We start from the raw sequence: 18,633 nt of genomic DNA on the forward strand, positions 1-18,633 counted from the left end.
GGGGTGCCTGACACCCCGGAACGCGCCGAAACCGTTGGACTTAAACCCACTTGGCGCCTTCGGCGCTGTCGCGTGCGCTCATCGACAGCGTGTTGGTCTCGTGGGTGGTCGCCATCGCGCGGTACGCGTGGACGAGTTCTTCCATCGCGGTGTTCCACTGGGCCTGCCACGCCTGGTAGCTGGTTCCGGTGTCACCCTGCCAGGCGCCGGCCAGCGCGGCCTGCTCGCTGGCGATGTCGAGCCCGACGGCGTGCAGGGCACCCGAGTAGGCGGTCATCTCACCGGCGTGGGCCAGCATCGCCGGGTAGTTGTACATGATCTGGGACATGGGATTTCCTCGCTCCTGATTGTCGGGGTCGGCGTGCGGCGGCTAGACGGACGTGTACGTGCCGGCTGCGGCGGTGTCCTGCGCGACGTAGGTGCCTGCCGCGTCGCCCAGGTTGGCCTGCGCGATGTCGAGCAGGGTGTTGACCTTGGCCGCAACTTCCATGAAGCGCACGTGTGCGGCCTGGAACGCGACTGCCGAGTCACCCTGGTGGAAGCCCTGCGCCGACTGCGCAGCCTGTTCGGCCTGGGCGATGGTGCTGCGCATCAGCGCGGCCTTGGCCGAGAAGGCCGACTCGGAAGCGACCAGCTGGGGGATGTGTGCGTCGAGCATGCTCATTGTGATTCCTCTCGGGGTACGTCCGGATTGTTTTGGTGGTCAGGTCTTCTGGTCTGCAGGTTCAGCGGTTGGCACCGCCTTCCGAGCCCCAGCTGCCGGGCAGCATGGGGTCGGTGACGCCACCGCCGAAACCGTTGCCGGTCAGGCGGTTCAGGCCTGTCGCCTGCTGGTCCTGGCGGTTCACCGTGCCGGTGAAGCCGATCGGTCCGGCACCGCGGGCGGAAGCCAGAACATCGGTGCGTGGGGCCCTGTCCGCTCCAGCGTCATCGCCGAAGTCCGGATCGACTTCCGAGTTCATGTCCATGAACTCGTCGCGGACACCACGCTCTTTCGCCGCGCGCCGGCGACGAGCGCGCCGCCGCTCGGTCGCGGCGGCAGCGGCAGCCGCCGCGGCTGCGGCAGCGATACCGGACGCCGGGGCCGGCGCGGTGGCGCCGTCCCGCAGGGTCGGGGTGAATCCGGGACCCGGGTCGTCGACGGCCACCGCGTAGGCCATCATCGGCGCCGGGGCCGCCGGCGCGGGAGCCGCCGCCGAAGCCGGTGCGGGCGCAGGCGCGCTCGCCGGGGAGGCGGGGGTGGCCGGCACCGTCGGGGCGACGCTGACCACCGGCATCTGGTGATCGAGGACCTGCAACTGCGGAGGCGGTGGGAATGCATCGGCGACTTCGGGATCCGGCACATAGTCGGGTTCCAACAGCGTCAACAACCCGAGGCTGGACAGACCGACCGCAATCAGAGCCGGCCCCCACAACGGTGCAGACAGCATCAAACCCCAAGAGCCCCAGCCGACGGGCTGGAAGAACGCCTGATAGCCGAGCGCGAAAAGCAATGGCCCCCAAGTGGTCAGCGCTTGCGACGGGTTGGTCAGGAAGTCGATGATCATCTGCCGGATCTGGCCCAGCGGGTCCTGCAGGAACTTCACGATCAGGTCGCCGCCGGGCAGCGTCTTGATGTAGTTGTACAGGTAATCGGTGATCGCGTTCGACGCGTTCAACGACGTGCCCGCATCGGCCGCCTGCAACTGCGCGCCCGCCTGCGTGGCACTCGCCGTGGCGGTACCGGCCTCGCCGACGCCGGCCGCCAGCATCATTGGGGCTGGCGCAGTCGTCGGGGCTGTCGCCACCGCGGCACCCGACACCGCCTGATAGGTACCCATGACGGTCGCGGCCTGCAGCCACATCCGGGCGTAGTCGGCTTCGTTCAGCGCGATCGGAATGGTGTTGATGCCAAAGAAATTCGTCGCGAGCAGTGCCGCGTTCACCACGTGGTTGAGAGCCAGTTCGGGCAGCGACGGCATCGCGGCCAAGGCGGTGCTGTAGGCAGCCGCGGCGGTCTCGTGCTGTACCGCGTTGGCGGCGCTGTTGGCGCTGGCCTGGGCCAGCCAGGTCAGGTACGGCGCGTGGGAGGCGATGTACTGCTCGGCGCTCGGCCCCTCCCATGCGCCCGCCTGGACCTCACCCAACAGTGCGGTGAGTTCAGCTGCGGCCGAGGCATATTCGGTGCTCAGCGACTGCCAGGCAGCCGCCGCGGCCAGCAGTGAACCCGGACCGGGTCCACTGGACAGCAGCGTCGAATGAACCTCCGGTGGCAGCGCCATCCAGACGGGGGCGGTCATATCAGCCCAGCACCGTCACGTAGGTGGCGGCGGCTTCGGCATCGCCCGTCGCGTAGCTGATGCCCGCTTCGGTGACACCCCCACCGGCACGGCCGAGTTCGGTGACGCCCTGCGTCGCGACGGCCTCGTGCTCGGCGCCGTGGGCGCTCAGTCCGATCGCCGTCTGCAGCGACACGGGGTCGGCGGCGGGCGGCATCACCGCGGTGACCGCCGGAGCGGCTGCGGCGTGGGCGGCGGCCAGGCGGGCGGTCAGTGCTTCGACGGCCGCCCCGGCTGCCGTCAGTCCTTCGGGAACAACGCGCAAGGTCATCAGTGGAACTCCCCTCGTTGTGGTCCGGTGGGTCGGCCCGTAATCGGGTCTGCCACCAGCGGATTGATCAGCTGGACATACGTGGCTTCATCGCTGTCGCCGACCACCATGGCGCGGCCGGCGGGCAGGCGGTTGAACCGGTGGCCGCGGATCCGGCCGCTGTCCTGCGGGTTGCCGGACAGCATGACGGTGGTGGCCTGCAGCTCGTTGAGCCTGCGCAACAGCGGGGCCGTCATCACCGCGTGGGCCGAGCCGGCGGCCCGGGCGGTGACGATCACCCGCAGACCCAGTTCGGCCGCCTGGGCCAGCAGCCCCAGCAGTACCGTCCAGGGCCGCTGGCCGACGAACGGACCGCTGACCGCGGGTGCATCCGGGATCTGGTCGACGTCGTCGATGATCAGGTAGTGCAGGTGGTTGCCCTGCCCGTTCCGGTATGTCCACCCACTCAGCTCCGCGGACGACATACCCGCTGGGGGCCTGCGCTTTTCGAGCAGTGCAGCCAGTCCGAGCATCGCCGGGGTGACCCGGTCGACGTTGGGGGTGTACTCGTTGTCCGCGAACAACGGCTCGTCCACCAGATGCAGCCTGCGGTCGATCACGGTGAACGCCACCGACTCCGGCGTCGAGTTCTCCCGGATGGTGCGGATCAGATGCCGCAGCAGCGTGGTCTTGCCGGACTTGGCGTCGCCCAGCACCATCAGCAGCGGGTTGGCCGAGAAGTCGACCGCAACCGGTGCCAGGTCCTGCTCGCGCTGACCGATCACCACCGACTCGGGGTTCCGGTACAGCGGCGCAAGGGTTTCCGGCGCCAGGTCCGTCGGCAGCAGACGCACGGGCGGCGCCGTCTGCCCCGGGTAGTGGTCGTTGATGGCAGCGATCGCGCCGAGATCGGGTTCGGCGAACAGGAAGTGCTCGGCTGCCATGGTCAGGCCGCGGCCCGGCTGGTGGGCGGGGACACCGTCGGCGGGGCGAGACAGGGCCGCCACACCGGGGGTACCTGGCGACCGCACATTGCTGTCGCGCGAGTCGGCCAGCTTGAGCTCGAGCCGCAGACCCAGCCCGTCGCGCATCGCGAGCGGCACCTCGAGCCAGTTCGGCGTCGTGAGCACCACGTGGATGCCGTAGGCCATGCCGGTGTTGACCAATTCGGTCACCTTGGACAGCAACGGGTTACGGGTGTTGAACGTGTCGGTGTTGTCCCGGCTGAACGCATACAGGTTGTCGATCACCAGGAACACGTCGCCGTAGCCGTCATCGCGCAGGTCACCGTCACCGGCGGCGGCCCGGGCCTGGCGGGACGCGAGCAGCTGCTCGAGTTCACCGAAGGTGCGACGGATGCGTTCGGGCTCCAGCGGCGACGCGACGCTGCCGACATGGGCCAGTGGCTTGAGCGAGCGCAGCCCGCCGCCGCCGTAGTCCAGGCAGTAGAACGTGACAGCGCGCGGCGAGTGCGTCGCGGCCGCGGACAGGATGAACGTCTGCAGTGCCGTCGATTTCCCGGACTTCGGCCCACCGTGGATGACCAGGTTGGCGGCCGCCGAACCGGCGTCGAAGACCAGCGGATCGCGACGCATCTGGAACGGACGGTCGATCTCGCCAAGAGGCCAACGGCCACGGCCCGCGGGAATCTCGGTGCCGGCCAACAGCTCCGGCAACGCGATCGGCTGGTCCAGCGGCGCCAGCCACAGCCGCGGCGCCTGCGGACCGTACTGGGCCAGCTGCTCGCCGACGGTCGCGACCAGCTTGCGCGGCGCCCGCAGATCCGGAGCCGTGTCGGTGACGATCACCGTGTCCGGAGCCGGGGTGACGTGGCCTGCCGGGAACAGCTGCGGTTGCGGAACCGCATGCACCACAACGGCTTTCTCGACCCGCGGCGGGTCGTAGATACCGTCCACGTAGGTGCTGCGGAACTTGACCGGCACGGCGCCGGGGGTGGGGACCAGGAAGCCCTCGCCCTTGTGTTCCGGACCGGCCTCGATGTGGTACGCGTCCTCGACACCGATGATCTGCCGACTGATCGACGGGCTCGCGACCTTCAGACCGATGCGGTACGAGGTGTTCTTGTCGATGTCCTTGATCCGGCCCACGTCCAGCGTCTGGGACGCGAACAGGATGTGGATGCGGAACGAACGGCCCTTGCGGGCAACGTAATCGAACAGCTCGGCGTATTCGGGATGGTCGGCGAGCATCAGTGAGAACTCGTCGGCGACCACCAGCAGCGTCGGGATCGGGGGCAGGTCGTGCCCAGCCGCCTGCGCCGCCTCGTATTCGAGCACCGAGTTGAAGGCACTGCCCTGCACGCGGCGGCCGGCCTCCATCAGCAGCTGCTCACGCCGCGCCACCTCACCGCGCAGGGTGTCCGCGAACCGGTCGGCCAGCGACCGCTTCTCGGCCATGTTCGAGATGACGGCGACCACCTGCGGGAAATCCCGGAAGATGTCGGCGCCGGCCTCGCCCTTGAAGTCGGCGTAGATGACGATCAGTCGTTCGGCCGAGTGAGTCGTCAACAGCGACAACAGGATCGACATGAGGGTCTGAGACTTGCCGGAGCCCGTCATACCGATCATCAGACCGTGCGGCCCCATGCCGCCTTCGGCCTCGTCCTTCAGGTCGAACATCAACGGTTCACCGGTGGCGGTGACGCCGATGGGTACCCGCAGCTCGTCGGCCCGCGTGCGCGGCGCCCAGAGGCCCGCGACGTCCAGTGCGGCCGCATCCGGAATCCCCAGCAGGGTGCCGAAGGTGGTCAGTCCGGCACCGGTGCTCCGGGCCCGGTTCGGGTTGGAGTCCCAGCGCGCGAGACTGCGCGCCAGGTGCGCGGCGGCCCGCGGCGAAAAGCCGTCGGCGGCATCGAAGTACGACTGCCAGCCGGCTGCCGCCCACCGCTCGATGCGGCCGTCGGCCACCCGCAGCACCGGGCGGTCGGGGTCCGCGTACTCCGGCTGTTCCATGCCGCGCTGCACCACGGTGACGCCGGCCAGTCCGGCCCGCGGCAGGAGCTCGTTGATGTCGGCGTCCGGGTCGTCCACCACGATCAGCAGGTGCCGCAGCGGCGCGATGTCGGAGGCGCCGAACGGCTGCCGGTCCGCGAGTTCAGCGGACAGCATGCCGGCGAGTTCGGGAACGCCGGCGGCCAGGTAGCGCGCCGGGCCGACACCGTCGATCTGGCCGGGAATGTCGCTGTGCGGCAGCCACTTCAGCCAGGACCAGGACTCCGATTCGAGAGCCTCGGCATCCGCGGCTGCCAGGCCGACCCCGAGCAGGGCCGGGTCGTGCCAGGTCACCGCTTGCGCGATCCAGGCGCGCAACGCGCCCCGCACCTCGTCGGCATCGCCGAGCACGGTGATCCGCGAAACCTTGGTCAGGTCGATACCACCGGGAACCGCTGGGACCGTCCGCTGGACGTCGAGCAGTCCGCGCAATGCGCTGTGCGACACCGGCTCCAGGTCGATCTCTGCCGCGGTGTCCTTGACCTGCAGCACCGTCTCCAGGCGCGCGTCATGCAGCCCGGCGCGCACCACCAGGTAGTCGGCGTCGTGCGGGTCGCGCTCCCACTGGCGTCGGGTGCCCGCGACGGCGGCCAGCTGCTCGGGTGCGGGGTGGGACCATTCGCGGGCCGCGCGCTGCTCGGCCGCCTGGGCCCGGACGTTGTCCCGCACCACCGACAGGTAGCGCAGGTAGTCGGCGCGCTCGGCGTCGACCTCTTCGGTCCGGGTCTTGTTGTCCGAACCGCGGTAGAAGGCGGTGGCGGCCAACAGGAGCACGAACGGGAAGAACAGCGTCTGCGGCGAGATGACGCGCATGCCGGTGGCCACCAGAGCCACGACCATGCCGACGATCAGGATGACGATCAGGTAGGGCAGCACGCGGCGCAGCAGCGACGGTGGCACCAGCCGCGGCAGCTCGGGCGGCGGCTCGATGGTGATGACGCTTGCGCGGGTCGCCGGGACGGGCAGCCGGCGCCGCGCTTCGAAGATCAGACGGCTCACGGGTTCTCCCTCAAAACGGTGTCGACAGCTGGGCGAACCAGTGCCGGAAGCTGCAACGCGTCACTCCGCGACAATGTCGGGCCGGGCGCGAACTGGCTGAGGATCGACCACGGCACCGGCAGCGGTGACGCGGTAAGCCCCAGCGCGGCAGGGGTTTTGCGATTTGCGTTGGTGGCGTCGCCTTCGGTGGAGATGCCGTAGCGGACGCCGGTGTCGCTGATCCAGTAGCCGGACAGCGCCGGGGTGCCGGCTTGTCCGGTGGCCTGGACGAAGTAGCCGGTGCCCGGGGCCACCGCCACGCGCTGCGCGGCGCCGGCGGGGCCGGCCAACGCGACGGGGTGCTCGTCGGCGGGCAGCGGCAACATCGCTCCGGACAGCAGAGTGAGCGAATTGGTCGTGGCGCCATCGTGTTTGGTCCAGCGGGCGCAAGTCAGTGGCGCCTTGGTGACGTCGACGACGGTGAGCGGGCGCTCCGGGTACGCCGCGGTGTTGATCGCGGTGGAGACCGGGATGCGGGCGACCTGGTCGGCGGACAGCCGCGGCGGCTGCTCCAGACCGTACGAGTCGGTGTTGCGCAGAATTGCCGCGACCACCTGTGAAATCGGTTGCAGGCCATCATCGAGGACCGCGTAGTACTGGAGGCCGTTGCCCGCGTTGTCCGAGCCGGTTCCGGTCGCGATGGCGGTGACCACCGCGCCGACGGGTGCGGCGAACGGCAGTGGGTACGGCGCCGGCTGGCCGGCGTTGACGATCGCCGGGGCAGCCAGCGGGGCCGATTCCGGGATCGCGTTGAACAGACCGTCGGCGATGGCGCGCGGCGCGGGCAGCGCAGTTCCGTTGGCGCCCAGGCCGAGTGCCGCCGTCACCGCGCGGTTGTTCAGGTCGACCGCACTGCGCTTGCCGTTCCACAACAGCCAGCTGCCGCCGTTGACCCCGGCGGAACCGACGCCATCGTTGCGAACCAGCACAGCGTCATTTGCGCCCAGTGCGCCGGCGCGGGAGGCGCCGTCGGCCAGCGGACCCGTGATCAGGGTGACGCCCACGACGTCACCGGTGGCCGCGTCGCAGACGGTCCAGTCGGCATCGCGAGAAGTGTTGGGCACCATGCGTTCCGGCGCACCCGGGATGCCGATGAGGCTGCCGCGAGCGAACTTGTCCAGTTCGGCGCTCGGCACTGTGGTCGGATTGTCCGGCCGTCCGGCGATGAGCCGGGCCGAGGTCAGGTTCAGCACCGGGTGCAGTTGGTCACCCACCCGGACGTACAGCGCGGAGGTCTCCCGGTCGGCCAGGATCACGTCGTTACCCGCGACACCGGCGGGCCGGATCAGGGAGAAGACGAAGCAGCCTGCCAGTGCGGTGACGAGCACCAGCCCACCGACCAGGACGGAGCGGCTCTGGGTCCGCAACGGGTCGACCAGCATGCGGGTGTCATGCATGGCGACGCCAGAGGCGATGCGCCGCATGAGGAATCGCCAACCGGACACCTGGTGCCGGGTGACGAAGCCGCGGCGGTACTCGACCTGCTCCGGGTTGTCGTTCACCGGAGTACGGGAACTGAAAGTCTTTCGGTCGTCACTCACTGTGCGGGCACCACCAGTCCGAGACCACGCAGCAGCGGCGCGGCCGAGTTGCCGACGTCACCCGCGGTGATCGTCATGAGTTCGTCGTCGGTGAAGTCGTGTGCGGCAAGGTGATCCAGCCGGTACTCACGTTCCTCTTCGGAGCGCTCCACCAGATTTCGCACAAAACGGCCGTTGCCCGCGATGTCGAGGCTGCGGCGCGCGACACCTGCGGCGTCGGGCGTGGTCGCCGTCGCGAGGTGCGCGAACAGCTGCTCCATCTCGGTCTGCGCCGCGGGTTCGAAGACGCTGTCCCGCTTTTCGGCCATGCGCATGGCGATCTCGGTGAGTTCAGTGGCCGAGTACGACGGGAAGTCGATGCTCCGAGTGAAGCGCGACCGCAGACCTTCGTTGGTGTCCAGGAACATGTCCAGGTCCTTGCGGTAGCCGGCAATGATCACGACCAGCCGGTTGCGGTCGTTCTCCATGCGTGCCAGCAGGGTGTCGATGGCGACCAGGCCGAAGTCGTTCTTGGCGCCGGTGGACACCAGCGCGTACGCCTCGTCGAGGAACAGCACGCCGTCGAGCGCACTGTCGATGACGGCGTTGGTCTTGGCCTCGGTTTCACCGATGTGCTGGCCGATCAGGTCGGCACGATGCACTTCGCGCACAGTCTCTTTGCGCAGCAGGCCCAGACCGCAGTAGATCTTGGCGACCACCCGGGCGATGGTGGTCTTACCGGTTCCGGGAGGCCCGGCGAACACCAGGTGGTTGGTGCGCTGGGCGACGGTCAGGCCCCGCTCCTGGCGCCGAATCGACATGGCCACAGAGCTTTTCAGCCGGGCCACCTGGTACTTGACCTCTTCCAGGCCGATGAACTCGGCCAGCTCGGCCTCCGCCTCGACGAGCAGGTGCGCCTTGCGCGACTTGGCATCCGGGTCGACGAAGTCGGCCTCGGTCGGCTCGGTCTCGGGATCCCACGGGTTGTGCCGGGCCTCGATGCGGGCCGCGGTGGTCGGGTCGATGCCGAAGCTGGTGTCGGTCAGCGCATGTTCGGCGGCGGTGTTGTCGGGGTGCGCGGCGTACAGCTCGGCCAGCACGTCGGTGGCCTCGTCGTCCTCGCCCTGCGCGCGCAGGGACAACGCCTTGACGAAGGTGCCGTCGACCACGGCGACCGCGACCGGCCCCTCCGGGTCTTCCAGGTGCGACAGCGCCGGCGCGAACATGCCCAAGTGCGCCAACGCAATACCCAGCGCCACCCGCGCGGCATGCGCGTAGGACGCGTCCAGGTTCGGGTCGCTCACGATGGGGGTCAGTTGCCGGACGACGTCCGACCAGCGGCGGGTGCGGTGGTACATCGCCACCCGCACCCAGCGGGCCGGCAGCCAGCCCGGCTTGCGGTCGAGCAGGTCGCCCACCAGCTGATCAGCCTCTTCGTAGGCGCCGGCGCCGGCGAGCGTTGCGGCATAGGCCAACTGGAAGCCGTCGCGGTCGGTCGCCCGGAACTGCAGGTACAGACCGCTGTCGTAGCTGAAGCCGAGATCGCCGTCAGCGAGGTCGAGGGCCCGCTGCAGCACGCCCGCCGAGGACACCGTGCGCCAGATCGCCTCGATCACATCGGGCGTTGCCGCACCCGCGGCAGCCAAGCCGGTCCAGGCATCGCAGTGCTCGCCGGCAATACGCGTCAAAGTCAGGAAGCCACCCAGGGCGGCGTCGAGGTCGGCCGGGCGACGGCGACCGTCGACACTCAGGCCGAGCGCCAGACAGCTGCTGGAGAACCGGGTCAGCACGTCGCGATCGACGCGTGATGCCCGCTGCGCGGCGTCACCATCGGCGACCACTGTGTTACTGCCCGCGTTGCTCGGTCGCACGTGGGTCCTTTCCGTCATCGACACGCCAGAGGACGTTCCACCACTCATGCGGCGGCCGTCCTAAGAAGGAGTCGGCACCCGGAACGGATTGGTTCCCGGCGGGCCGCGAGACGGGCACTGTGCCGCGCGGGCGCGGTTTGCTCGAAATGCACCGCGGCGGATACCGCAAATGTGTCAGTGCCCATGGTGGTGTTCGCGGGATATTAGAGTCCCCGCATATCTCCTTAAGTATGCCTAAGCTAACCCTGCGAAGTTAGCATTGCATAACTTAAGTTGTCGAGACGTACCCCTCCGCCGGAGCAGGTGACGACGCTCACTCCTTAACGGCAGTGACCAGGCTGTTCGAGGCGATCATGGTTGCTGCTTCCGGATTCGTCGGCACCGGACGCCCGACCGCGCGGAAATAGTCGGCGAGACCGGTGGCCTCAGCGCGCCACCCCCGCGAGCCGAACCAATCGGCCGCCGGCGCGATCTGCTCGTTGTAGATCAGCTTGAAAAAGCCGTCCGCCATCTCGTCCGATGCCGCACGCTTTGCCGCGAACACATCGGCCGGCATCGGCTTGCCCTCTTCGACCGCCACCCAACTGCCGGGCGCTGCCAGCGCATCGATACCGGCGAACAGCTGGCCCTGCGCGGTGGCCGGCAGATAGATGAGCAAGCCCTCGGCGATCCATGCCGAAGGCTGTGTGGGATCGAAGCCGGCGTCCGTGAGCGCCGTCTGCCAGTCGTCGCGCAGGTCTACGGCGATCTCCCGGCGCTCGGCTTTCGGTTCGTCCCCGATGCCGGCCAGCACCTCGCGCTTGAATTCGAGTACCTGCGGTTGATCCAGTTCATAGATGGTGGTGCCGGCGGGCCAGTCCAGCCGGTAGGCACGCGAGTCCAGACCCGCGGCCAGCAGCACGATCTGGCGCACGCCCGCGGCCGCGGCACTCTGGAAATAGGTGTCGAAGTACTTGGTCCGCGAGCCCTGGAAGTCAATGAACGGTTCGCCGAACTCGGACGTCGCCAAGGGATGCTCCGGGGCCTCGCCGTCCAACACGTCGGCCCACACACCGCCGACCGCGCGCGTGAACACCTCGGCATATTGGTCCACCGCAAGCGGATTGGGCTTTACCGCTTCTAAGGCCCGCGCCGCTGCGACCATCACCGCAGTCGATCCGACGCTCGTGTTGATGTCCCAGGTGTCATTGTCGGTCCGCACCCGCGCGAGGGTACGCCGACAATCTGACTGCCGACTGAGACCAGACTCAGACCAGCGGACGCCCGGTACGGATGCGCCAGTCCAGGTCCCGCAACATCCAGTTGAAGGGGAAACGCCGCAGCGGCCCGGGCAGTACCCCGTTGACCACCTTCACCAGTTTCATCAGCGAGTTGAAGCGCTTCTGCCGCTTGGCATCCCACGGCAACCGCATCTCGTCGCGGAAGCGTTGCGGCAGAAAGCCGGTGGTGAGCAGCAGCGAGAACGCCTCGAACCAGCGCTGCAGCGGCCCCGGGAGTTGCAGCCCCTTCATCCGCACCGCGGCGATCGGATACAGGTAGTCCCGCACCGTGTCATCGATGTGGACCTGGTCCAGCGACTCTTGCCAGTACTTGTCGAACGCCGCCCGGTCGGCCGGCCACATCTCCGGCGTCACCTGCAACGTGGTGCCCATCGTCATGCCCTGCCGGTAGAACTCCTCGGCACTGTCGTCGTCCAGCTCTCCGACGACCATTCGGTATACGTCCAGGGCGCCCTTGAACAAGCACGCTGCCACCCACAGCTGCAGGTTCTTGTCCATGGCGCTGTACTTCACCGGGCTGTCCTCAGTCGAGTAGACCTGCCGGTGCGCCTTGTTCACCGCGCTGCGGTACGCCGCTTTCTGGTCGTCAGATCCGAGGATCGCGACAGCCAGGTACGTGAAGGTGGTGCGGGCCCGCTTAATCGGGTGCAGGTCGGTCCGGCCGCTTTCGACCCGGCTCTCCACGACGCCGTATCCGACGCCCGGCCGGGCCAGCTGCATGATCACGTTGGCCGGGCCCGCCAGCAGCGCGGCGCCGACCAACCCGTCGGCGTACTGGACATTGCGACGCACCCGCCGGCCCGGCGCGCACGCGTTGACCGGCAGTTCGACCAGATCGACCGTCATTGGTCACTCCTCGCAAAAGTGAGAACGATTGATTCCTGATATTGCCTGCGCCGCGGTGGGGTGTCAAGATGGCGGGGTGCCTCAGGTACGCCCGTACCGCGGGATCGACGCGACAGAACGCCTGGCCCAACGACGGGCCCGGCTGATCGAGGCCGGACTGGAGATTCTGGGTGCCGCGCCGCAGGCGCCGGAACTCACCGTCCGAACCATCTGCGGCGGCGCCGGTGTCGCGATGCGCTACTTCTACGAAAGCTTCACCGACAAGGACGTTTTCGTCGAGGCGGTGTACGACCACGTCATCGCCGACCTGGCCGCCACGACCCAGGCGGCGGTGGCCGCAGCGCCACCCGACGAGCAGAGCCGTGCCGGCATGGCCAACATCGTGCACGCGATCGCCGACGACCCCAGGGTCGGCCGGCTGCTGTTCAGCACCCAGCTGTCCAACGAAGTGGTGGCGCGCAAACGCAGCGAGTCGACTGTCTTCTTCGCTGTGCTGCTCGGCCAATACGCCGGTGACGCGCTGCAGTTGCCCGCCGGGGATCGGCGCCGGGCCGGTACCCATTTCGCGGTCGGCGGGGTCGGGCAGACCCTGAGCGCCTGGCTGGCCGGCGAAATCACCTTCAGCCCAGACGAATTGGTCGATCACCTGGCACTGCTACTCGATACGCTCGGTAAGCGGGCCGTCCGCCGGTGACCGGGCCACGACAGCGCCGACCCCGGCCGCCGCTGAATCAGCACATCGACTTCTTCGGCTACTGGTCGCACGACGGCGAGGTGTCCGACCGCAGCAGAGCCCTGCCCCGCGGCGCGGCCACCGTCGTGATCGACGTCGGCGGGCGGGAGCGGGTCGACTTCTACTCGGCCGACGGGACCACCCGCATGCCGGCGGAACCGGCGTTCCTCACCGGCCCGGGCACCCTGTCGTACGTCACCCGCATCGACCCGGGTGAAGCGGTACTGACCATCCACTTCCGCCCCGGCGGCGCACTCCCGTTCTTCGGAATTCCGTTGGCGGACCTGGAGAATTCCTGCGTCAACCTGACCGACCTCTGGGGCGCCGATGCCGCGCTGCTGCGTGAGCGACTGATCGCGACACCGGCCTGGCCGCGCCGCATCGAGATCGTCGAAGATTTTCTGCTCGCCCGACTGCGGCCGACACCCCTGACGCTCATGCCCGTGCTGCACGTCGCCGAACACCAACCGTCCCTTCGGGTTTCCGAGGCAGCCGAGCTGACTGGTTTGTCCCCCAAGCGATTGATCGCGACGTTCCGCCACGAGATCGGCCTGACCCCGAAGGCGTATCTGCGCGTGCGGCGGCTCCAATCCGCCCTGCGCCTGCTCGATGCCGGCACCGGCGACGGCGCCGACGTCGCGGCCACGCTCGGGTACTTCGATCAACCCCACTTCGTGCGCGAATTCCGTGGGTTCACCTCGGTCACCCCGACGCAGTACGCAATTCAGCGCAGCGCGCTACCGAGCCATGTGGGGCTGCCGGGCTGATCGAGCCGCGGCAAAAATATCCAAGCGTCGCGCTCGGCAGACCGGCACCATGGTGGGATGCACGAAGGAGCCAAGGCCGTGGCGAATACCGGCCTGCTGGTCGCCGCCATCCGCGCCGACGAATCCCGCCGTCCCGACCGGCTTTTCACCGATCCGTTCGCCGAACGTCTGGCAGGCGAGACCGGCCACCGGCTGCTCGCCGAGGCTGTCGCCGAAGCCGGAGACCGACCGACTCGCCAGATCGTGGTGCGCACCCGATTCTGGGACGAGGCCCTGCTCCGCGCCACACAGTCGGTCCGCCAGGTCGTCATTCTCGCCGCGGGCATGGACGCCCGCGCGTTCCGGCTGCCGTGGCCCGCCGGCACCACGGTCTACGAACTGGACCAACCCGAGGTGATCGCCGCCAAGGCCGCGGCGCTCGAGGGCGAGCAGCCGTCGTGCACGCGGGTGGCCATCGGCGCCGACCTCACCGGCGACTGGACAGACAGTCTGCGGTCCAACGGCTTTGACGCCCGTCAGCCGACGGCGTGGTTGATCGAAGGGCTGCTGCAATACCTCGACGAAGCCGCGGTCGGCACGGTGTTCGCACGGGTCGAAGCGCTGTCGGCGCCGGGTTCGGTGCTGCTGTACGACATCGTCGGCAAAACGCTGCTGGACGCGCAGCTGTTGGCCGCGGTGCGGCAGTCGATGGCGCGCAACGGCGCACCGTGGCTGTTCGGCACCGACCAACCGGGCGAACTCGCCGAGCGCCACGGCTGGTCGGCGGTGGTCACCGACGTGGCCGAGCCGGGCAACGCCTGGGGCCGGTGGTTCGCACCAGCCGTCCCCATGGACGTGCCCGACGTGCCACGCGGCTACTTCGTCGAGGCGACGAAATAGCCTGTCAATACCTGCGGTCCGAGAGTGCTTCCAGCCAGGGATGGCCCGGATGCACCCGCGATAGCCATTCGGACAGTCGGGTTCGCCGGGCACGGTCCATCATGGGGAGTGCGTGCAAGAAGTCCGATTGGTCTTTGGGGCGCGGCGCTTTCGCCTTGAACAGGAGCACGACCTCAGGGATCACATACGGGATGCCGTCGTCGGTCCGAAGAATCAGCTCGCTGTAGGGCAGGGTGATCGAGGCGTCGCGGCGGCACACCCACTGGTCGCCATGGTGCGGTTCGCGGAACACGTCAAGGCGATAGTGCCCGGTCGCCGGTTCACGCAACCAGGTCTGATGCATGTTGTCCGCCTCCTCGGGGAACGGCCAGGCGTGGCTGTTCCCGACGACGTCCCATTCGAAGCCGGGGAACGCGGCCACGACCTCGGCGAATCGTTCACGCGGAACTCCGATTTCGAGATCGTCGTGCTCACGTCCAAGCCCGCCGACGAACAGATCCAGCGCCCACCCGGCCGCGACGTACCAGCATGCTGAGGTGCCGGAGAGGCGTTCGGCGACTTCCGCCGGTGTCCAGGCCTGCCAGAGCCGGTCGCATTCCTCGACCGATAGCGGACGTCCGGTCATCGACCACCGCCCTTCACCGGCCCCGTATCAGTATCCCGGTCAGACCGCTGCCACTGCGGGCCGCCGGTCGGCCGCGGTCCGCGGCTCGGTCACCGTGTCGGCCGAGGTGAATTCCTTGGTCCAGCAGGCGAACTCCAACGTGATGCCGTCGGGGTCCTGGAAGTAGAACGACCGCACATACACGCCCGGATGCACCGTCGGTGACGCCTGCATGGGGCTCTCGTCGTGATTGAGCACCGGGCCGACCCGGACACCCTTTTCCTTGAGCCGTTTCCGGTACTCGTCGAATTTCTCAGCAGGCACGTGAAAGGCCAAGTGGTTCAACGAACCAACGGCACTCATGAACTCCCCGATCCCGGGCAGCGCCGCCGGCTGTGAGATGCCCGGCGCACCGTCGGGCGCCTGGGTGAACCAGAAGAACGCCACGCAGTCCCCGTTGCCGGCGTCGAAGAAGAAGTGCTGACCCATGCCACCCGGCAGGTCGACCGACTTCACCAGCGGCATACCCAGCACGCCCGAGTAGAAGTCGACTGTCCGCGCCATGTCCGCACAGACCAGGGCGACGTGGTTGATGCCGCCCAGTTCGAATTCAGTGTTGCGGTTGTCCGGCTTGATCATCGTGCCACTCCTGACGCCAGGGTCTGGTCAATCACCGAATCTGAATCTAACATCAGGTTCAGGTTTGATCAATGACGTTTCGAAAGGACGCCACCGTGACTGTCGCGCCCCGCGAGCAGCTGCCCACGGCGCGGGGCCGCCAGACGCAGGCGGCCATCGACAGCGCCGCCCGCGCCGTCATCGCCCGCAAAGGCATTCTGGCGACCACCATTTCGGACATCGCGGCCGAAGCCGGCCGGTCCACCGCGTCGTTCTACAACTACTACGACTCAAAAGAAGCGATGGTCCGCGAATGGGCTGAGCGCTTCCGCGACGAGGCCCGTGACCGGGCGCTGGCCGGCACCGGTCCCGAGCTGACCAACTGGGAACGCTCCCATCAGGCCGCCGCCGCGCACTGGGACACCTACCGGCACCGGTTGGCCGAGGTCATCGGCATCTCCCAACTGGCAATGGTCAACGACGATTTCGCGCAGTGCTGGGCGGAAATCTGCGAACTGCCCATCTCGCTGATCATGGCGATGGTCAAACATGCTCAGCAACAAGGCTTCTGCCCCGACGACGAACCACGCCTCGTCGCGGTGGCTCTGGTATCGATGTTGAACCAGTTCTGCTATACCCAATTGTCAGGCGATGGCGCCACCACCGCAGACGACGACGCCTGCGTCACCACCCTGGCCAACATCTTCTACCGGACCATCTACCACGAGGGGAATCCGCGTACATGAACAAACCCGGAAGTTCGTCCGCCGCGGGAGTCACCCGAGAGTTCATCGGGATGGATTCGCCGACCGCGCTGCGCGCCGGGTCCGGTGGACATCCCTGCCAGGGCATCTACTACCGGGGCATGGGCCGCAAGCCCAAGGTGGCGATGATCGCCGCGCACTACCAGATCGACTTCGCCGAGCACTATCTCGCCGATTACATGGCGACCCGGGGTATCGGGTTCCTCGGCTGGAACACCCGATTCCGCGGCTACGAGTCGAGCTTCCTGCTCGATCACGCGCTTGTGGACATCGGTGTCGGGGTGCGCTGGCTACGCGAGGTGGCCGGCGTGGAAACCGTTATACTGCTGGGCAATTCAGGGGGCGGATCGCTGATGGCCGCCTACCAGGCCCAGGCGCTGTCCCCGCACATCACCCCGCTGGACGGCATGCGCCCGGCCGCGGGCGTCTTCGACCTGCTGCCGGCCGACGGCTACATCTCCAGCGCCGCCCATCCCGGCCGACCGGACGTACTCACCAATTGGATGGACGGCTCGGTGACCGACGAATCCGACGCGCTGGCAACCGATCCCGATCTCGACCCGTACGCCGAGCACAACGGCCCACCCTTCTCCCCCGAATTCGTCCAGCGGTACCGCGACGCGCAGGTCGCCCGCAACCACGCGATCACCGACTGGGTGGAAACCGAGTACGCACGCGTCCGCGCCGCAGGATTCCGGGACCGCCCGTTCACCGTCATGCGGACCTGGGCCGACCTGCGCATGATCGATCCCACCCTCGAACCCACCAAACGCCCGGCCAATCAGTGCTACGCGGGCGTCCCCGTCCAGGCCAACCGGTCGGCCAACGGCATCGCCGCCGCCTGCACGCTGCGGAGCTGGCTGACCATGTGGAGCCTGCGGCACGCCCAGACCAGGGCCGAGCCACACCTGGCCCTCATCGACAATCCCGCGCTGGTGATCAACGCCGAGCAGGATTCGGGGGTGTATCCGTCTGACGCACAACGCATCTTCGACGCGCTGGCCACCACGGACAAGACACTGCACGCCATCGACTCCGACCACTACTTCACCACCCCAGGTGCCCGCAGTGAGCAGGCCGATCTCATCGCCAAATGGATCGCCAAGAGATGGCGGTGACGCCACCCGTTCGGGTGCTGGCGCACTTCACCCCTGGTCCGCGAGTCACCGATTTCCTTGCCCCACTGCACGACCTGATCGACGTACGATTCTGCGCGGCGGACGACGACGCGACGTTCTACCGGGAACTTCCGGTCGCCGACGTGCTCTGGCACGTCCTGCGGCCGGTCAGCTCCGATGACCTGAAACAAGGCCGCCGGCTCAAGCTCGTCCACAAGATGGGTGCGGGCGTCAACACCATCGACGTCGAGGCGGCGACGCGACTCGGTATCGCGGTGGCCAACATGCCCGGCGCCAACGCCCCCTCGGTCGCCGAGGGCGCCGTGATGCTGATGCTGGCCGCACTGCGGCGGCTCCCGGAACTCGACCGCGCCACCCGCGCCGGCGATGGCTGGCCGACCGACCCGACCCTCGGCGAGACGGTGCGCGACCTCGGCAGCTGCACCGTCGGCCTGATCGGCTACGGCAACATCGCCAAGCGGGTGGAAACCATCGTCACCGCGATGGGCGCGACCGTCGTGCACACCAATACCCGTGGTGCACAAGGCCACCCCGGCTGGCGCACGCTCGCTGAGCTGCTCGCCACCAGCGACGTCGTCTCGCTGCATCTGCCGCTCACCGAGCACACCGAAGGACTGCTCGACGCCGACGCACTGGCGGGGATGAAACCGGGTGCGGTCCTGGTCAATACGTCACGCGGCGCGGTCATCGACGAAGCCGCGCTGGTCTCCGCCCTGCGCGGCGGGCCGTTGCAGGCCGCCGGCCTCGACGTCTTCGCCACCGAGCCCGTCGATCCGGGCAATCCGCTGCTGACGCTCGACAACGTCGTCGTCAGCCCGCACGTCACGTGGTACACCGCTGACACGATGCGTCGCTATCTGGAAGAAGCCGTCGCCAACTGCGAGCGACTCGCCGCTGGACACCAGCTGGCCAACGTAGTCAACGAAGTCAACCTCTAGACACCCGTCAAGTGGGTTACTCTCGAAACCAACCGACCAGTTATTTGGTCGGGTGCG

Annotated in this window: 17 protein-coding genes; 6 read left to right on the forward strand and 11 right to left on the reverse strand. The window is 68.2% G+C overall.

What is annotated here, in order from left to right; all coding sequences use genetic code 11:
- Window positions 1-40 precede the first annotated feature (40 nt).
- The 9 genes from A7G45_RS04255 to A7G45_RS04295 form a co-directional block, all read right to left on the reverse strand.
- Complete coding sequence (locus A7G45_RS04255) at window positions 41-328, reverse strand: WXG100 family type VII secretion target (RefSeq protein ID WP_043390023.1); 288 nt, start codon at window positions 326-328, stop codon at window positions 41-43.
- 42 nt (window positions 329-370) lie between these two features.
- A complete protein-coding gene (locus tag A7G45_RS04260) occupies window positions 371-664 on the reverse strand; it encodes a WXG100 family type VII secretion target (RefSeq protein ID WP_260934090.1) in 294 nt (97 codons plus the stop codon).
- A 61-nt stretch (window positions 665-725) separates the two neighbouring features.
- Window positions 726-2,279 carry a PPE family protein gene (locus tag A7G45_RS04265; protein WP_260934093.1) on the reverse strand — a complete coding sequence of 518 codons (1,554 nt, stop codon included), beginning with the start codon at window positions 2,277-2,279 and terminating at the stop codon, window positions 726-728.
- Between the two features lies 1 nt (window position 2,280).
- The gene (locus tag A7G45_RS04270) at window positions 2,281-2,589 is read right to left on the reverse strand and encodes a PE family protein (protein WP_260934095.1); all 309 of its coding nucleotides are present in this window, start codon (window positions 2,587-2,589) and stop codon (window positions 2,281-2,283) included.
- Window positions 2,589-6,578 carry a type VII secretion protein EccCa gene (gene eccCa / locus A7G45_RS04275; protein WP_260934099.1) on the reverse strand — a complete coding sequence of 1,330 codons (3,990 nt, stop codon included), beginning with the start codon at window positions 6,576-6,578 and terminating at the stop codon, window positions 2,589-2,591. The genes A7G45_RS04270 and eccCa overlap by 1 nt, the downstream gene beginning before the upstream one ends.
- Window positions 6,575-8,119, reverse strand: coding sequence for a type VII secretion protein EccB (eccB, locus tag A7G45_RS04280; RefSeq protein ID WP_308204003.1), 1,545 nt, complete (start codon window positions 8,117-8,119; stop codon window positions 6,575-6,577). Before eccB ends, eccCa begins: the two co-directional genes overlap by 4 nt.
- Window positions 8,120-8,154: 35 nt before the next feature.
- The gene (gene eccA / locus A7G45_RS04285; protein WP_204354846.1) at window positions 8,155-9,978 is read right to left on the reverse strand and encodes a type VII secretion AAA-ATPase EccA; all 1,824 of its coding nucleotides are present in this window, start codon (window positions 9,976-9,978) and stop codon (window positions 8,155-8,157) included.
- 343 nt (window positions 9,979-10,321) lie between these two features.
- A complete protein-coding gene (locus A7G45_RS04290) occupies window positions 10,322-11,209 on the reverse strand; it encodes a class I SAM-dependent methyltransferase (RefSeq protein WP_260934104.1) in 888 nt (295 codons plus the stop codon).
- 46 nt (window positions 11,210-11,255) lie between these two features.
- The gene (locus A7G45_RS04295; protein ID WP_260934106.1) at window positions 11,256-12,134 is read right to left on the reverse strand and encodes an oxygenase MpaB family protein; all 879 of its coding nucleotides are present in this window, start codon (window positions 12,132-12,134) and stop codon (window positions 11,256-11,258) included.
- Between the two features lie 76 nt (window positions 12,135-12,210).
- Here A7G45_RS04295 and A7G45_RS04300 point away from each other — a divergent pair, with 76 nt between their 5' ends.
- The 3 genes from A7G45_RS04300 to A7G45_RS04310 are packed head-to-tail and all read left to right on the forward strand — an operon-like array spanning window position 12,211 to window position 14,513.
- Window positions 12,211-12,828 (forward strand): TetR/AcrR family transcriptional regulator, encoded by a 618-nt coding sequence (locus A7G45_RS04300; RefSeq protein WP_260934109.1) that lies wholly within the window; start codon window positions 12,211-12,213, stop codon window positions 12,826-12,828.
- On the forward strand, window positions 12,825-13,634 hold the full coding sequence (locus A7G45_RS04305; protein ID WP_260934112.1) for a helix-turn-helix domain-containing protein: 810 nt from the start codon (window positions 12,825-12,827) through the stop codon (window positions 13,632-13,634). Before A7G45_RS04300 ends, A7G45_RS04305 begins: the two co-directional genes overlap by 4 nt.
- A gap of 57 nt (window positions 13,635-13,691) precedes the next feature.
- Window positions 13,692-14,513: an SAM-dependent methyltransferase gene (locus A7G45_RS04310; protein ID WP_260934115.1), complete on the forward strand. Its 822-nt coding sequence runs from the start codon at window positions 13,692-13,694 to the stop codon at window positions 14,511-14,513.
- Window positions 14,514-14,517: 4 nt separating this feature from the next.
- Here A7G45_RS04310 and A7G45_RS04315 read toward each other — a convergent pair whose 3' ends face one another.
- Window positions 14,518-15,138: a nucleotidyltransferase domain-containing protein gene (locus A7G45_RS04315; RefSeq protein ID WP_260934118.1), complete on the reverse strand. Its 621-nt coding sequence runs from the start codon at window positions 15,136-15,138 to the stop codon at window positions 14,518-14,520.
- 39 nt (window positions 15,139-15,177) lie between these two features.
- Window positions 15,178-15,756, reverse strand: coding sequence for a VOC family protein (locus tag A7G45_RS04320; protein WP_043985878.1), 579 nt, complete (start codon window positions 15,754-15,756; stop codon window positions 15,178-15,180).
- A gap of 95 nt (window positions 15,757-15,851) precedes the next feature.
- Here A7G45_RS04320 and A7G45_RS04325 point away from each other — a divergent pair, with 95 nt between their 5' ends.
- The 3 genes from A7G45_RS04325 to A7G45_RS04335 are packed head-to-tail and all read left to right on the forward strand — an operon-like array spanning window position 15,852 to window position 18,576.
- Complete coding sequence (locus A7G45_RS04325) at window positions 15,852-16,481, forward strand: TetR/AcrR family transcriptional regulator (protein WP_043390816.1); 630 nt, start codon at window positions 15,852-15,854, stop codon at window positions 16,479-16,481.
- Window positions 16,478-17,617: an alpha/beta hydrolase gene (locus A7G45_RS04330; RefSeq protein WP_043390003.1), complete on the forward strand. Its 1,140-nt coding sequence runs from the start codon at window positions 16,478-16,480 to the stop codon at window positions 17,615-17,617. Before A7G45_RS04325 ends, A7G45_RS04330 begins: the two co-directional genes overlap by 4 nt.
- A complete protein-coding gene (locus A7G45_RS04335; protein WP_260934127.1) occupies window positions 17,593-18,576 on the forward strand; it encodes a 2-hydroxyacid dehydrogenase in 984 nt (327 codons plus the stop codon). Before A7G45_RS04330 ends, A7G45_RS04335 begins: the two co-directional genes overlap by 25 nt.
- Window positions 18,577-18,633 lie beyond the last annotated feature (57 nt).

Origin of the sequence: Mycolicibacterium llatzerense (assembly GCF_025331195.1) — a bacterium.
GTDB lineage: Bacteria > Actinomycetota > Actinomycetes > Mycobacteriales > Mycobacteriaceae > Mycobacterium > Mycobacterium llatzerense.

What these genes read in the sequence shown, in the direction of transcription:
- A7G45_RS04320 (WP_043985878.1), bottom strand. Translation starts at nt 15,756, where the DNA reads ATGATCAAGCCGGACAACCGCAACACTGAATTCGAACTGGGCGGCATC.
- A7G45_RS04270 (WP_260934095.1), bottom strand. Translation starts at nt 2,589, where the DNA reads ATGACCTTGCGCGTTGTTCCCGAAGGACTGACGGCAGCCGGGGCGGCC.
- A7G45_RS04315 (WP_260934118.1), bottom strand. Translation starts at nt 15,138, where the DNA reads ATGACCGGACGTCCGCTATCGGTCGAGGAATGCGACCGGCTCTGGCAG.
- A7G45_RS04265 (WP_260934093.1), bottom strand. Translation starts at nt 2,279, where the DNA reads ATGACCGCCCCCGTCTGGATGGCGCTGCCACCGGAGGTTCATTCGACG.
- A7G45_RS04255 (WP_043390023.1), bottom strand. Translation starts at nt 328, where the DNA reads ATGTCCCAGATCATGTACAACTACCCGGCGATGCTGGCCCACGCCGGT.
- A7G45_RS04330 (WP_043390003.1), top strand. Translation starts at nt 16,478, where the DNA reads ATGAACAAACCCGGAAGTTCGTCCGCCGCGGGAGTCACCCGAGAGTTC.
- A7G45_RS04335 (WP_260934127.1), top strand. Translation starts at nt 17,593, where the DNA reads ATGGATCGCCAAGAGATGGCGGTGACGCCACCCGTTCGGGTGCTGGCG.
- A7G45_RS04295 (WP_260934106.1), bottom strand. Translation starts at nt 12,134, where the DNA reads ATGACGGTCGATCTGGTCGAACTGCCGGTCAACGCGTGCGCGCCGGGC.
- A7G45_RS04260 (WP_260934090.1), bottom strand. Translation starts at nt 664, where the DNA reads ATGAGCATGCTCGACGCACACATCCCCCAGCTGGTCGCTTCCGAGTCG.
- A7G45_RS04310 (WP_260934115.1), top strand. Translation starts at nt 13,692, where the DNA reads ATGCACGAAGGAGCCAAGGCCGTGGCGAATACCGGCCTGCTGGTCGCC.